The organism is Exiguobacterium sp. s142 (assembly GCF_018618455.1).
Classification (GTDB): Bacteria; Bacillota; Bacilli; order Exiguobacteriales; family Exiguobacteriaceae; genus Exiguobacterium; species Exiguobacterium aurantiacum_A.
In genome coordinates this window covers 46,612-60,739 of record NZ_JACSMB010000003.1, presented here as the reverse complement: position 1 = coordinate 60,739, position 14,128 = coordinate 46,612, and the positions used below count along the sequence as shown (strand labels likewise).

Here is a 14,128-nt window from a genome sequence, read left to right as displayed (position 1 = left end):
AATTCCGACAGTTTTCTGACAAGACAAAAGAGGGGTTGCCCCCTCTCCTCAGTCGAGCATCAATTCCATGATCGCATCTTGCAAATCGCGTTCGAGTTCGAGCGCATGGAGATCAAACAGCCACGCTTCGAGTCTCGTCTTCGACGCCGCCATCCGGTAGAGGCGGTCTTTCAAATCGTAAGATATCTCGGCGCGGTCAATGAAGCGATACAGGCGCTCCAGTCGATGACCGTTGTTCGTCACCTCGACAGGGAGCGACACCGTCACTTCCTCATCAATTTTACCGAGTTCGAGTCGTAACGTCTGCGTCTCCGGTTTATACTCACCCGAACCGGTCACCCCGCGTACGAGTAATGTGATGGTCCGGTCTGACGGTAAGACGGACGTGTCGCCCGTGACATGAACGTGCAGGCTGCGCTCGTCCCAGTCGAGGGTGAACGTCGTCTCGGCGTAAGCCCCGGTCTCATAAGCCCGGTCGGTCCCGTTATCCTCATACAGCGTGAACGTGTTCGATGCCCCTGGGAAGACGACGACTTCGAGATTGGTCGGGTTGTCGGTGTCGTTGCGTCCAGAGCGATGAGCGGCCAGCGGGACGATCGCTCCAGCTTTCGCGAACACGGCCTGTTCGTCAAGCCCACGGAACACTCGGATCGACTTATCACCTTCGTAGCGATGACCCGTAAAGAAGTCGAACCAATCGCCTGTCGGCAACCAGACGTTCGTCGCCGCGACGTGAAGCCACTTGTTCATCGGCTCGACGATCGGTGATACGACGAGTTCACTGCCGAAGTAGTATTCATTCGGCACGCCATACGCCGCTTCTTCGTCGGGATGATCGTAATACATCGGGAGGATGAGCGGGAGCGCATCCTGATGATTACGCCGGTTCATCGTGTACAAATACGGGATGAGTTGGTGGCGGAGTCGTAAAAACGACTTCATCGACCTTTCGGACTCGAGACCGAAGCGCCACGGCTCTTTGCCGTTAAAGATACTGAACGTCGAATGCAAGCGCATGATCGGGCTGAACACCCCGAACGCGACCCAGCGCGCGGCGAGCTCATCGTCTTTCGACCCTCGGTAATGCCCGCCGATGTCGTGGCTCCACCAACCGTAACCGATATTCGATGCCGTCGCCGTGAAGTAAGGCTGAAACGCAAGCGATGCCCAAGAGATGAGCGTATCTCCCGAGAAACCGACAGGATAGCGATGGCTTCCCGGTCCGGCATAACGCGAGAAGATCAGCGGACGATTTCCGTCCCGGGAAATATCGGCCGCATGATAATGGTTTAACATCCACATCGGGTCGAGCCCTTCCATTTTCGATGTCGACCCTTGCTGCCAGTCGATCCACCAAAAATCGACGCCGTCTACCTCGTGCGGATGATGCATCTGTTCAAAATACGCTTGGATGAAGCGTTTATCAGAGAAATCGAATGGGATGCGATCCCCGTTCGACGGGTCGAGCCCCATCGCTTCGGCCATCGCCACGTATTGGTCTTCGAACGCCCGGACCCCGTCGGCTGGGTGCAAGTTCAGCGTGACGAGCAGGTTCTCTTCTTTCAACCACGTCAAGAAGCCTTTTGGGTCCGGGAACAGATTCTTGTTCCATGAGTAGCCGGTCCAGCCGCTCCCGTATTCTTCAGGGACGTCGGTGACGTGCCAGTCCATATCGATGACGCTGACAGAGAACGGGATGTCTTCCTCTTTGAACCGACGCATGAGGCCTTTGTACTCGGTCTCGTCATAGCGCCAGTAGCGGCTCCACCAGTTGCCGAGTGCTTTTCGCGGCAACATCGGTGTCGGACCTGTCAGCTTATAAAAATCGTGAAGCGCTTGCTTGTATTCGTGCCCGTAGCCGAAGTAGTACAAATCATGGATGCCTTTTCGTCTCGGCTCAACGAAGCGGTCATCTGTCATGAGAAATGAGTCCGAATCGTCGATGACCGCATAACCTTGCTTGGAGACGATCCCCTCCCCGAGCTCGGTCGCTCCATCGACATGATCGAGCGTTCGGGCCGTCCCTTTCAGCGTCCGTTCCGGGCCGTTGAACGTGTAGCGGCTATAATACGTGCTAAAGTTCCCTTTCACGTCGACGTAGAGCGTGTTCGGCGCGAACGGTCCTTTCGTATAATACAGATGAACGTGATCGGTGATGATTTGCAGTTCACTCTCGTCCTCGATGATCCGGAAGTCAGGGACGTCATAGTCCCGGTTCCATACGACTTGGGTCGGTCGGTCTTCGAACACACCGTCCTCGGCGTACTCCATCCGGATCAACTGGCTCGTCAATACCGTGAAGCGATAGCAGCTCCCTTGGACGACGGCACGTTCATCTGCAAGTGGCTTCATTTGCTTTGTGTATACGTTCTCCTGTTCAAATAGACGCATAAGTTCGAGCGTTTCCGCTCTTCGTCACATCCTTCCCCCATATTAGTGCAACCGTTTACACAGATGATGATAGCAATGTCAGGTTTGACATACAACAACCCTTCCCCTTGTTCGCGGTTCAAAAACGGCCAGTCCGCGTTATGCACAAAAAAAACCGTAGACGAGATGTCTACGGCGTTGATCATTGTTGGAGCGTCGCAGCGAGCCGGACTCTCGTCCCAACGTCTCCTCGGACAGCAGCGTGCGCCTGCTCGAGCGACGTGATGACGGATACGCGTCCCGTTCCCGACTCGGCAAACTGCAAGGCGGCCCGAACTTTCGGTAACATGCTGCCCGGTGCGAACTGACCTTCGGCGATATACGTCTCGAGTTGCTCGTTTGTCGTTTCGGTTAACGCGGCTTCCTCGGTCGTTCCGAAATTGACGTAGACGTGCTCGACGGCCGTCAAGATGAGCAACATGTCCGCTTCGACGAGTTCTGCGAGCTTCGCGGCGGCAAAGTCTTTATCGATGACCGCTTCGACCCCGACGTATCCGTCTGGCGTGTCGATGACGGGAATCCCGCCACCGCCGGACGCGACGACGATGTGGCCGTTGTCGACGAGGTCACGGATGACCGTATGCTCACAAATCGCTGTCGGGTACGGACTTGGTACGACGCGGCGATAACCGCGGCCTGCATCTTCTTTGAACACATGACCTGTCGACCGTTCGAGCACCGACGCTTCCGCTTCTGAATAGAAGGGACCGATCGGCTTCGTCGGGTGACTGAAGGCACTGTCGTTCGGATCGACGACACACCGCGTCACGATTGGGGCGACGGAACGTTCGAGACCGCGCGACCGAAGCGCCTTCGTGAGGGCGTTCTCGAACCAATACCCGATCATCCCTTGCGTCATCGCTCCACAGACGTCGAGCGGCATCGCCGGCGTCGCCGCACTGTCCGCGGCCGCCTGTTGCAAGATCAAGTTTCCAACTTGCGGGCCGTTCCCGTGCGTGATGATGACGTCGACGCCTTCTTCGATAAGGGCGACCAACGACTGGGCCGTCGCCTCGACGGCCCGAATTTGAGCGCCCGCCGTCGCATCTTTTCCTTGTTGAATCGCATTCCCGCCTAAGGCGATGACTACTCGTTTGTTACGCATGCTCGATTCCCCCGATCATATGACTGAGATGTTGCCTGATACAATCCGTACGACTGCCAAGATCGCGAGTCCGGTCAAGATACCAGCCACGATCCATTCGGTTTTCGTCAACGTCTTAATTCCGTTCTCACGCTGCGCTTTAATATAGAGCAACGTCCCTGGTGCATACAGAAGTGTCGTGAGCAGTAAATAGTCGATACCGGCCGCGTAGATCAACCAGATCCCGTAAATCGAGGCGACCGCACCGATAATAAGGTCACGCGTCCGACGTTCCCCGGCATCATAGCCAATCCCGTTTTTGGCGACTTTGACTTGGTAGAACGCCGAGAACGCATACGGGATCAAGATGGCGCTCGAAGCGAGTGAGAACGCAAAGTTATAAGCAGCGTCTGAGAACAGGAAGGTGAAGAGGAACAACTGAATCAACCCGTTCGTGAGCCAGAGCGCATTGGCCGGTGCGTTATTTTTATTCTCTTTCGTGAACCATTTCGGGAAGACGCCGTCTTTACCGGCAACAAATGGGATTTCCGCCGCAAGCAACGTCCATCCAAGCCAAGCACCGAGTACCGAGATGACGAGGCCCCCGTTGATCAGCATCGCGCCCCACGGTCCGACAGCCGATTCGAGCAAGTACGCCATCGCCGGTTGCGAAGCGTTCGCCACGCTCTCAGGGTTCAGCAATCCGAGTGACATGATCGAGATGAGCAAGTAAATGACGAGCGTACCGAGTAAGCCGATGACGGTCGCTTTCCCGACGTCCGAGCGCTTACGGGCCCGGCCCGACAAGACGACCGCCCCTTCGACACCGATGAATACCCAAAGCGTGACGAGCATCGTCGACACGACTTGGTCTCTCACACTGCCCCACGAGAAGCCGCCTTGGCCCCAAAAGTCGAACGTGAAGTTATCGATATTGAAGAAGAACAAGGTGATGGTGATAAAGGCAAAAATCGGAACGAGTTTCGCGATTGTCGTGATGATGTTGATCATCGATGCTTCGTGGATGCCTCGTAAAATCAACGAGTGTACGAGCCACAACATGATGGAGGCGCCGATAATCGAGGCGATGTTTTGACCACCTTCAAAGATCGGGAAGAAGTAACCGACCGAACTGAACAATAGTGTGGCGTAGGCGACGTTACCGAGCCAAGCGGATAACCAATAGCCCCACGCCGAGTTGAAGCCGACGAACTGGCCAAAGCCGGCGCGAGCGTAACTGTATACCCCGCCGTCTAGGTCAGGGCGACGCATCGTCAAGTTCTGAAAACTGAGACCGAGCGTGATAATCCCGATACCGGTGATGACCCACCCGATCAAAATAGCTCCGGCGTTCGCGCCTTGGGCCAAATCGGCCGCCAAGTTGAAGGCGCCCCCTCCAATCATCGAACCGACGACGAGGGCTGTCAGTGCACCAAGACCTAACCGTTGATCTTTTTTACCAGGACTCGCACCAGCCGAACCACTTGAGTCATGATCTAATTTAGTAGACATATAACTCATCCCTTTCGTTTAGTACGAATGAGGAGGACATGCCTCCTCGTTCGTCAGCGTTCGAGCCATTCAAACGTATCGGTGAGTGTCGCCGCCATGACGGCTTTGATCGTGTGCATCCGATTTTCCGCCTGATCGAACACGTATGAATGGCGGCTGCGGAACACCTCGTCGGTCACTTCCATCTCTTTCAGTCCATATTGTTCATGAATCGCTCGCCCGACCTCGGTCTCTAAATCGTGGAACGCCGGCAGGCAATGCAGAAACATGACGTCTTTATTTCCGGTCTTCTCGACCATGTCCATATTCACTTGGTACGGATGAAGGAGCTTGATCCGCTCTTCATATTCAGCTTCTTCGCCCATCGATACCCACACATCGGTATAGATGACGTCCGCATCAGCGACAGCTTCGTCGATGCTCTCCGTCAAGGTGATGCGTGCTCCTGTTTCAGCCGCGACCGAACGCGCGTAATCGACGACCTCGTCAGACGGCCAGAGCGATTTCGGCGCACAGATTCGCATGTCCATGCCGACTTTGGCACCACCGATCAACAGCGTGTTGCCCATATTGTTGCGTCCATCTCCAACGTAGACGAAACGAATGCCAGCCAAATCACCTTTTTGTTCTTTGACGGTCAAGAAGTCGGCCAAAATTTGCGTCGGATGATACAAGTCCGTCAAACCGTTCCAAACTGGGACCCCGCCATCCCGTGCAAGACCTTCCACCGTTTCGTGAGCGAAGCCACGGAATTGGATGCCGTCGAACATGCGTCCAAGCACGATCGCCGTATCACGGACCGATTCTTTTTTCCCGAACTGGATATCCGATTTCCCGAGGTATTCAGGATGCATGCCGAGGTCGATTGCCGCAACGGTGAACGCACAGCGCGTCCGTGTCGACGGTTTTTCAAACAAGAGCGCCACGTTCTTGCCTTCACAAATCCGGTGGGGAATCCCTTGTTTCTTTTGACGTTTGAACGCTGCCGATAAGTCGATCAAGTAGTTCAGTTCGTCCCGCGAAAACTCGTTAAGCGATAAAAAATGACGACCTTTCAAATCAAAGTTGAACGTTGTGGACATGTGTTTCTCCTCCTCGTTAAATATCTTCACGGATAATTGGACAACTCATACAACGTGGGCCTCCACGGCCTCGTGATAACTCACTCGACATGATTTCGATGACTTCGACCCCTTCTGAACGGAGCAGCTCGTTCGAAACGTAGTTCCGGTCATACGTAACGACGACACCTGGGGCGATTGCGAGCGTGTTCGACCCATCGTTCCATTGCTCGCGCGCCGCAGCGATCGGGTCGCCCCCACCACATGGGATCAACACGATTTCCTCTAGGCCGAGAGCCGATTTCAACACTTTCAACAAATCAGTGTGTTGCGTGATGTGCAGCTCACCTTCCGCGTTCAACGTCAGCTCGAAGATGTTCATCTTGCCGCCCGGTCCTTGGATGAAAGGATGGATCGTGAACTTATCGTGGTCGACCATCGTGAAGACGGTATCAAGGTGCATGAACGCACGCGACTTCGGAATCTCGATGGCGATGACTTTCTTGAACGTGCCCCCGTTCGCGAGCAAGTTGAGGGCAACGCGCTCGATTCCTTGGGCGGTCGTCCGTTCCGATATCCCGATGGCGACGACTTCTTTTGATAGGACGAGTTCGTCCCCGCCTTCCATCGCGAACCGATAGTCACGATCCGACCAGATCGGGATATCATGCTTCGCAAAGCGTGGATGGTATCTCATAATATATTGCGTGAACAGTGATTCGCGGCGACGCGCCGGTTCTTTCATGCGATTGATCGACAAGCCGTTCCCAATCGCCGCGGCCGGGTCGCGCGTGAAGTACAGGTTCGGCATCGGGTCGAGAAAGAACGGATACGTGTCCTCGATCATCTCGTGCAGATGACGGCGCTTTTCGCGCTTGATCTCGGTTTTACGGATACCGGCCATGACCGTCTCGATCAACTGTTCGTTATCATAAGCGAGTAAATACTCTTTGAGCGTCTCGTATGAACCGTTAATATTTGATTTTGATTCCGAAAGAATGTCGGCGACGAATCGTTCACGTACGCCAGGCAGCGATAGTGTCTCTGCCATCAAGTTTTCTAAATAGAGCACCTCGACGCCCCGGTTTTGTAGCACGCTCGCAAAGTAGTCGTGCTCTTTTTGAATGACCGGCAAATGTGGAATGTCGTCGAACAGGAGTCGTTCCAAATACTCCGGCGTCAAATTCTCAAGTTCGCGTCCTGGACGCTTCAATAGTACAGTCTTTAGTTCACCAATTTCTGAATACACGTGAATCGGATGTTTCAGCGTTGTATCCCGTGCGGTCAATTGATCCGTCATCGATATCATCTCGCTTCCTCCTAGTGATTCGGGTGTGTTTCTACCCTTACATTATCAACTTACCCGATTCCGAGGCGGGTAATTCCGACGTTCTGATTGTGGTCGATTCCACAAAAAAATGGATACAATATGAGTCAAATTGAATGAACAAACGGTTGTGAATCAATGAACAAGGAGAGGGCGACGGTTGGGATGGATACACGATGTATGAATTGTGAATAAAATCCATTATTTTTTCTTTTCAAATTAAGGTACGATAACGACAGGATACGAAAAATGACTTTAGAAAAGGAAGTGAGTCGATGGCCATCGAACGTACAGAACGCGCGCGTCATGAAGCCCAAGTGACAGCGCTCATCCAAAAAGGGGATCCGGTCGATTTCCGCGACGTGTTTTTAACACTTCACCCGGGTGAACAGGCCGACATCTTCATCGAACTTAACCAACCCGATCGGGCGTTTGTATACAGCGCTTTATCACCTGAAGAGTACACCGATTTATTTGAAAAATTAGAGCTCGATGAACAACAGCAGTTCATCCAAGAAATGCCACGCCCGTATGCGGTCAGCGTCTTAAACGATATGTTCTCGGATAATGCCGCCGACCTCATGACCGAACTTCCGGACGATTTCATGAACGAACTGTTCGAACAGATGGACGAGACCGAGGCGACCGAGGTCAAAGACTTGATGCGCTATCCAGATGATACGGCCGGTGCCATCATGACGACCGAGTTCATCGTGTTACAGGCCGACAAAACGATCGGGGCGACACTCGAAGAGTTGCGTGACCTCGGTCCTGAAGCTGAGACAATTTACTATTTATATGTAATCGATGTAGACCGACGTCTCGTCGGCGTTGTGTCGCTCCGTGATTTGATCGTTTCCCCGCTCGACCATCTCATCGCTGACATCATGGGGCGGCGGGTCGTTTCGGCCCACGTCATGGCCGATCAAGAAGACTTGGCCCGAACCGTCCAAAAGTATGACTTGCTCGCGCTCCCGGTCATCGATAGCGATGATCACCTGCTCGGCATCATCACCGTCGACGACGTCATGGACGTCATCGAACGCGAGACGACCGAAGACTTTGAAGAGCTGTCCGCGACGAAAGGCTCGTCTGACATCAACATGGGCCCGGTCGAGGCAGCGAAAAAACGTGCCCCTTGGATCATCAGCCTCATGTTCCTCGGGATGATCACCGCATCGACGATCGGTGGATTTGAAGATACGCTCGAGACGATCGTTTTGCTCGCCGTCTTCATGCCACTCGTCATGGGATCGGCCGGAAACGCCGCCACCCAGTCGCTCGTCGTCGCCGTACGTTCGATTGCGCTCGGCACGATCAATCGGAAAAATGTCGCCAAGATGATTCGCCGGGAGTTCGGAACCGGTGTCCTGCTTGGACTCGCCTGTATGGTCGTTATTTTCGGGGTCATCACGGTCCTGTACGATAGCGCCTTGATCGGCATAATCGTCGGCTTGTCGATTTTCGCCTCACTGAGCGTTGCCACGATTGTCGGTACACTCGTCCCGCTCTTGATCAACCGCCTGAAACTCGATCCGGCCGTGGCCTCGGGTCCATTCATCACGACGGTCGTGGACAATCTCGGATTGATCATCTACTTCACTGTCGCCACTTCATTGCTTCGCTTTTTCTGACACCTGACGTTTCAGGTGTCTTTTTTCGTGTGAGCTTTGTTACGGTTTGTTTACAAAAGCTATGATGGGAAATAATTATCGTGCCAGGCGGGTAATTACGAAAAGTACTTATAGATAAGAAGTAATACAAGGAGGGATAAATCGTGACGATTCAACAAGTTATATACATATTAGTGACCGGAGCCTTATTCATGGGACTCGTCGCTTACGTATCCTATCGCCTGACAAAAGGAAAAGTCGACAGCGCCGATGATTATTTCTTGGCTGGTCGCGGGCTGACCGGTCTCTTCATCGCCGGGTCGCTCCTGCTCACAAACTTATCGGCCGAGCAGTTGATCGGCTTGAACGGGCAGTCGTTCGCCGGCAACATGTCGGCGATGGCATGGGAAGTGACGGCCGGGATTGCCGCCATCATCATGGCACTATTCCTACTGCCACGCTTTCTCGGCATCGGGATCACGACGATCCCTGAGTTTTTAAGTCAACGCTATGACGAGGACGTCCGGCGCTTGACCGTCCTCTTGTTCTTGTTCGGTTACATGTGCGTCACGATTCCGTCGATGCTCTATTCCGGCGGACTCGCGGTCCTACAGCTCTTCGACGTGCCCGAACTGCTCGGGATCAGCTTTGAACAGTCACTTTGGCTCGTCATTTGGTTCATCGGTATCATCGGCGCTATCTACGCCATTTTCGGCGGCCTCCGCGCCGTTGCGGTGTCGGATACACTCAACGGCATCGGGCTCATCATCATCGGCTTCCTCGTCCCGACGCTCGGCTTTATCGCACTCGGCGACGGCAGCGTCGTCGAAGGGATGAAGACGATCGCGACGTCGAACCCTGAAAAGTTGAACGCGATCGGGTCATCGAACGACTCGGTGCCATTCCTATCCATCTTCACCGGAATGATTTTCGCGAACTTGTTCTACTGGGCGTTGAATCAATATGTCATTCAACGGGCTCTTGGGGCTAAAAACCTCGCCGAAGGACAAAAAGGTGTCCTCTTCACCGGTTATTTGAAGTTGCTCGTTCCGATCTTTATGCTGCTTCCAGGCATCATCGCGTTTCACTTATACGGCACGAACATGGACAAGGCAGACCTCGCCTATCCGAGTTTGATCGCCGATTTGTTACCGACGTGGCTCATGGGCTTCTTCCTCGCCGTCTTGCTCGGCGCGGTGTTCAGCTCGTTCAACTCATTGCTGAACAGTATCGCCACACTGTTCGTGCTCGACATTTATAAACCGAAGTTCAAACCCGATGCCTCGGACAAAGATTTGATCCGGGTCAGCAAATGGTTCGGGACGTTCGTCGCGCTCGTCTCGTTCTTCGTCGCACCGAACTTGATGTACGCGCCGGACGGTCTTTGGGACTTGATTCGCCGTTTCACCGGTTTCTTCAACATCCCGATTCTCGTCGTCGTCTTGATTGGCATGCTCGTCAAGCGCGTGCCGCCGATCGCCGCTAAAATCGTCATCGGCTTCCACGTCATCACGTACTACTTCTTAGTCTGGGGTATGAAACAGTGGTTCGGATTTGACCTTGGCATCAACTTCATCCACATCTACGGCATCTTGTTCGTCATCGAGACGAGTATCATGTTGTTGTTCGCCAAACTGCGTCCGATGCAACAAATCAAGCCGATCCGGATCGACCTCGGTCGGGTGAAACCTTGGCGTCATGCGATCTCGACGTCAATCATCCTCGTCGCCTCGATGGTGTTCGTCTACTTCGTCTTCTCTCCGATCGGTCTCGCCTATGCGGACGGGATCGTCTCGGGCTGGTTCTGGCCAGCGACGCTGACATTGTTCGCCGCGACGAGCGGTCTCGTCTGGGTATCGTACCGGTACTGGCTCCCGAGATACGAGGTGTACTTGAACAACCTTGGAACGACCGAAACCGAGCTCGAAGAAAAAGCGAGCGGCGGGTGACCTGCCTCTTTACAAAAACACCGTTCCTGCTGAAATGAATCAGTTCGAACGGTGTTTTTTCATCTGCAAAATCGCCTCACCATAAGAATGACACCTATCATTTTTCCATTATTTAGGTTAATGTGTAATGGTATGATTTACATACTTAGAAACGGAAAGGAACAGCCAAACGTCGGAGGTCCACTCATGAATACTAATTGGTCAGATTTTGAAATCTCATCCGCTTTTTCAGGCACATGTCTCGCTGTCCGAAAGCACGACCTATTAATTGAACGACAACAAGGATATGCGAATCGTTCCGAACGACTGCCAAACCGTGACGTGACTCGGTTCGGGATCGCCTCTGGCTGTAAGTTGTTCACGGCGATCGCCATCTGTCAGCTCGTCGAACAAGGGAAGCTGGCGTTCACTTCGCTGCTCCGAGACTGTCTATCCCTTGATTTACCTAAGTTTGATACACGTGTGACAGTCGAAACGTTACTCACTCATACGTCAGGCATCCCGGACTATTTTGATGAATCCGTCATGGACGACTTTGAAGAGTTATGGCAACAACGTCCGATGTATCAGCTAAGACGATTGAGCGACTTTTTGCCCATGTTCCAGCAACAGTCAATGAAACATGAAATCGGCGAATTCCACTATAATAACGCCGGTTACATTTTGCTCGGTCTCATTGTCGAACAAGCGAGCGGATTGACGTTCTCGGATTACATCGAACAGTTCGTCTTCACACCGGCCGGCATGACCGACTCCGGTTACTTCTCGCTTGACGCCCTGCCTGCCGATACGGCGCTCGGCTATATCAACAATCCGGACGGTTCATGGCGGACAAACCAGTACTCTATTCCCGTCAAAGGCGGTTCGGACGGAGGGGCGTTCGTGACGGTGGCCGACATGGCCAAACTATGGGACGCGTTGCTCAGGCATCGTCTTCTCGGTCAACAGATGACAACGCGGTTATTGACACCTCACGTGACCGTCAATGACCGGGGCGGACATTACGGGTATGGCGTCTGGATTCAACTCGAACCTAACGAAGAGGTATTCAAATATCACGTGATGGGCTACGATCCCGGTGTCAGCTTCCATTCCGCCTATTACCCTGCTTTCGAAGTCACTTCTGTCGTCTGTTCGAACGAGTCAGAGGGGGCGTTTGATGTGATGAAAGCGATTGAAGTGAAAGTGGGTGCGTCTTGATGATCATCCGTCTTTACGATGAACGAGATTTTGAACAGATTCAAGCGTTGAACGAAGCTGAGGGCTGGCACCAGCTCGTTCGTCAAGATGAGTTGACAAAAGAAGCATGGCGCCGCTCGAACATCGCTTTCGTCATCGAGTCTGAAACGGGACACGTGATCGCCTATCTTCGCGGTTTGACCGACACAAAAGTCAGCCTTTACGTGTGCGAGTTGCTCATCGCTGCTTCGCACCGCCGGCTTGGCCTCGGGGAACGGTTATTGACACACGTCCATGCACTCTATCCTGAGACACGACTCGAGATGCTCGCGAGCGCTTCCTCGCATACGTATTATGAACGCTTGAACTTCCGCCCCTTCTACGGTTTTCGAAAAACGATTCACGAATAGGAGAGAATTTATTTGAAACTTGCCCTTGTCACCGGTGCGTCACTCGGTCTCGGCCGTGCTGTCGCTGAAGAACTGTCGAGACGAAACTACGACGTCATCAACCTATCACGCTCGCAATCACGCGATTTAACGTTCAAACATATCGAAGTCGATTTATCCGACGTATCGAGTACACTTCGAGCCCTTGACCAAATCAAGCCGTACATCGCTGACGCCACGTCGCTACTCATCATCCAAAATGCGGCGTTGATCGAACCGATTCATCGGGCCGGCCACCTCGACACGGAGCAGCTCACCGCTCACGTTCAGGCGAATCTGCTCGCCCCGATGCTGATCACGAACGCCGTCCTCGCTTACGATGTGCCCGTCTCGCTCATCCACGTGACGTCAGGTGCCGCCAAACGTCCGATCTCGGGGTGGAGCGCCTACTGCGGCACGAAAGCTGGACTCGACCACTTTAGTGAGACCGTCGCGCTCGAACTAGAAGGAACGAGACATCGCCTCGCCTTGTTCAACCCGGGCGTGATGGACACATCCATGCAACAGACGATCCGCGCGTCTTCACGAGAAGCGTTTCAAGATGTCGAACAGTTTCAAGCTTACGAGACGGAAGGAAAACTCCGCTCGCCTGAGACGGTCGGCCGCGTCCTCGTCGAGCAGTTGATCGACAAGCCGTTTGTCAATGGAAAAACGTATACCATCCACGACCTCATCTAATTTTCAACCAGGTATAAAAATAGACCAACCCTGTCTCGTTTGACCGGCTACACTAGAGTCAAATCAAATGAGAAAGGGTGGCGTGATGTATGAAGACTATAGCGGGAGGATTGCTGTTTTTCGGGATATTCAGCCTCGTGCTATCGTTCACGATGATTGGAGATATCGCGATCGTCGGAGCGTTGGTGAGCGGTGTGTCCCTGCTGTGTAGCGTCGGACTCTGGTTCGGTGCCACGGAAGTGATGCGTATGCGTATGGACATGAGCGAAGTCAAAAAAACGTCTTTCCCTTCTGAATAAGGGAAAGACGTTTTGGATTCAGTTTTGGTTATCGGTCTCATCTTCAAAGTCATCATCGGCAAACTCTTCAAAATCGTACTCTTCGAAGTCTGCCTCATCGATAAAGATGTCACGATCATTGACGACGTGAATCGGGCCATTGGCCACATCGATTCGAATCGTCCATGCCCATGGAATGCGCAGTCGGCTATATACGCCCGTCCAGAATTCCATCGATTCTTGCTCGTATCGTTCGAACTCTGTCAGTAACTCTTTAAACGTTACTCCTGACAACTGGAAGTTTGATTCTTGGATTCGCTCGAGCGCGTTATGTGTCGCTTCAAGCTCCGCCGCGCGGACCATCTCTTCGGCAGTCGCCATTTCGAGAATAGTTCCATCTGGTGGCAGAATGTCGTATACGTTGAACAATTCGCCTTCTTCTACTTCTACTTCTTCATCAAACTCATAGTCGTCGTGCCGCATGCTTCATTCCTCCTCACTCTAATTGAATCTACTACATTGTACCATTCCACACCTCGTTATAACGAAACATTCGCGTATATATTTT

Annotated in this window: 12 protein-coding genes; 6 read left to right on the top strand and 6 right to left on the bottom strand. The window is 53.1% G+C overall.

Going from position 1 to position 14,128, the window contains the following annotated elements; translation table 11 throughout:
* Nucleotides 1–48: 48 nt before the first annotated feature.
* From KNP77_RS04055 to arcA, 5 genes are all read right to left on the bottom strand, one after another.
* Nucleotides 49–2,391: a glycoside hydrolase family 31 protein gene (locus tag KNP77_RS04055; protein ID WP_214888736.1), complete on the bottom strand. Its 2,343-nt coding sequence runs from the start codon at nt 2,389–2,391 to the stop codon at nt 49–51.
* A 181-nt stretch (nt 2,392–2,572) separates the two neighbouring features.
* Entirely contained in the window at nt 2,573–3,535 is a 963-nt protein-coding gene (gene arcC, locus KNP77_RS04050) for a carbamate kinase (protein ID WP_070329152.1), read from the bottom strand.
* 15 nt (nt 3,536–3,550) lie between these two features.
* The gene (arcD, locus tag KNP77_RS04045) at nt 3,551–5,026 is read right to left on the bottom strand and encodes an arginine-ornithine antiporter (protein WP_131439395.1); all 1,476 of its coding nucleotides are present in this window, start codon (nt 5,024–5,026) and stop codon (nt 3,551–3,553) included.
* Nucleotides 5,027–5,079: 53 nt separating this feature from the next.
* Nucleotides 5,080–6,108 (bottom strand): ornithine carbamoyltransferase, encoded by a 1,029-nt coding sequence (argF, locus tag KNP77_RS04040; protein ID WP_070329153.1) that lies wholly within the window; start codon nt 6,106–6,108, stop codon nt 5,080–5,082.
* A gap of 16 nt (nt 6,109–6,124) precedes the next feature.
* The gene (arcA, locus tag KNP77_RS04035) at nt 6,125–7,354 is read right to left on the bottom strand and encodes an arginine deiminase (protein WP_070329178.1); all 1,230 of its coding nucleotides are present in this window, start codon (nt 7,352–7,354) and stop codon (nt 6,125–6,127) included.
* 335 nt (nt 7,355–7,689) lie between these two features.
* Here arcA and mgtE point away from each other — a divergent pair, with 335 nt between their 5' ends.
* From mgtE to KNP77_RS04005, 6 genes are all read left to right on the top strand, one after another.
* Entirely contained in the window at nt 7,690–9,048 is a 1,359-nt protein-coding gene (gene mgtE / locus KNP77_RS04030) for a magnesium transporter (RefSeq protein ID WP_131464755.1), read from the top strand.
* 143 nt (nt 9,049–9,191) lie between these two features.
* Nucleotides 9,192–10,976 carry a solute:sodium symporter family transporter gene (locus KNP77_RS04025; protein ID WP_131439401.1) on the top strand — a complete coding sequence of 595 codons (1,785 nt, stop codon included), beginning with the start codon at nt 9,192–9,194 and terminating at the stop codon, nt 10,974–10,976.
* A 186-nt stretch (nt 10,977–11,162) separates the two neighbouring features.
* Complete coding sequence (locus KNP77_RS04020) at nt 11,163–12,176, top strand: serine hydrolase domain-containing protein (protein ID WP_131508295.1); 1,014 nt, start codon at nt 11,163–11,165, stop codon at nt 12,174–12,176.
* Nucleotides 12,176–12,565 (top strand): GNAT family N-acetyltransferase, encoded by a 390-nt coding sequence (locus KNP77_RS04015; protein ID WP_070329157.1) that lies wholly within the window; start codon nt 12,176–12,178, stop codon nt 12,563–12,565. Before KNP77_RS04020 ends, KNP77_RS04015 begins: the two co-directional genes overlap by 1 nt.
* Nucleotides 12,566–12,577: 12 nt before the next feature.
* Nucleotides 12,578–13,282, top strand: coding sequence for an SDR family NAD(P)-dependent oxidoreductase (locus tag KNP77_RS04010; protein WP_214888733.1), 705 nt, complete (start codon nt 12,578–12,580; stop codon nt 13,280–13,282).
* A gap of 89 nt (nt 13,283–13,371) precedes the next feature.
* The gene (locus KNP77_RS04005) at nt 13,372–13,581 is read left to right on the top strand and encodes a hypothetical protein (RefSeq protein ID WP_070329159.1); all 210 of its coding nucleotides are present in this window, start codon (nt 13,372–13,374) and stop codon (nt 13,579–13,581) included.
* Between the two features lie 18 nt (nt 13,582–13,599).
* Here KNP77_RS04005 and KNP77_RS04000 read toward each other — a convergent pair whose 3' ends face one another.
* Nucleotides 13,600–14,043, bottom strand: coding sequence for a hypothetical protein (locus tag KNP77_RS04000; protein WP_070329160.1), 444 nt, complete (start codon nt 14,041–14,043; stop codon nt 13,600–13,602).
* Between the last annotated feature and the right edge of the window lie 85 nt (nt 14,044–14,128).

Bases quoted from the DNA above. Each gene is read 5' to 3' on its own strand.
- KNP77_RS04055 (WP_214888736.1), bottom strand. From the start codon at position 2,391: ATGCGTCTATTTGAACAGGAGAACGTATACACAAAGCAAATGAAGCCA.
- arcC (WP_070329152.1), bottom strand. From the start codon at position 3,535: ATGCGTAACAAACGAGTAGTCATCGCCTTAGGCGGGAATGCGATTCAA.
- arcD (WP_131439395.1), bottom strand. From the start codon at position 5,026: ATGTCTACTAAATTAGATCATGACTCAAGTGGTTCGGCTGGTGCGAGT.
- argF (WP_070329153.1), bottom strand. From the start codon at position 6,108: ATGTCCACAACGTTCAACTTTGATTTGAAAGGTCGTCATTTTTTATCG.
- mgtE (WP_131464755.1), top strand. From the start codon at position 7,690: ATGGCCATCGAACGTACAGAACGCGCGCGTCATGAAGCCCAAGTGACA.
- KNP77_RS04020 (WP_131508295.1), top strand. From the start codon at position 11,163: ATGAATACTAATTGGTCAGATTTTGAAATCTCATCCGCTTTTTCAGGC.
- KNP77_RS04015 (WP_070329157.1), top strand. From the start codon at position 12,176: ATGATCATCCGTCTTTACGATGAACGAGATTTTGAACAGATTCAAGCG.
- KNP77_RS04005 (WP_070329159.1), top strand. From the start codon at position 13,372: ATGAAGACTATAGCGGGAGGATTGCTGTTTTTCGGGATATTCAGCCTC.
- KNP77_RS04000 (WP_070329160.1), bottom strand. From the start codon at position 14,043: ATGCGGCACGACGACTATGAGTTTGATGAAGAAGTAGAAGTAGAAGAA.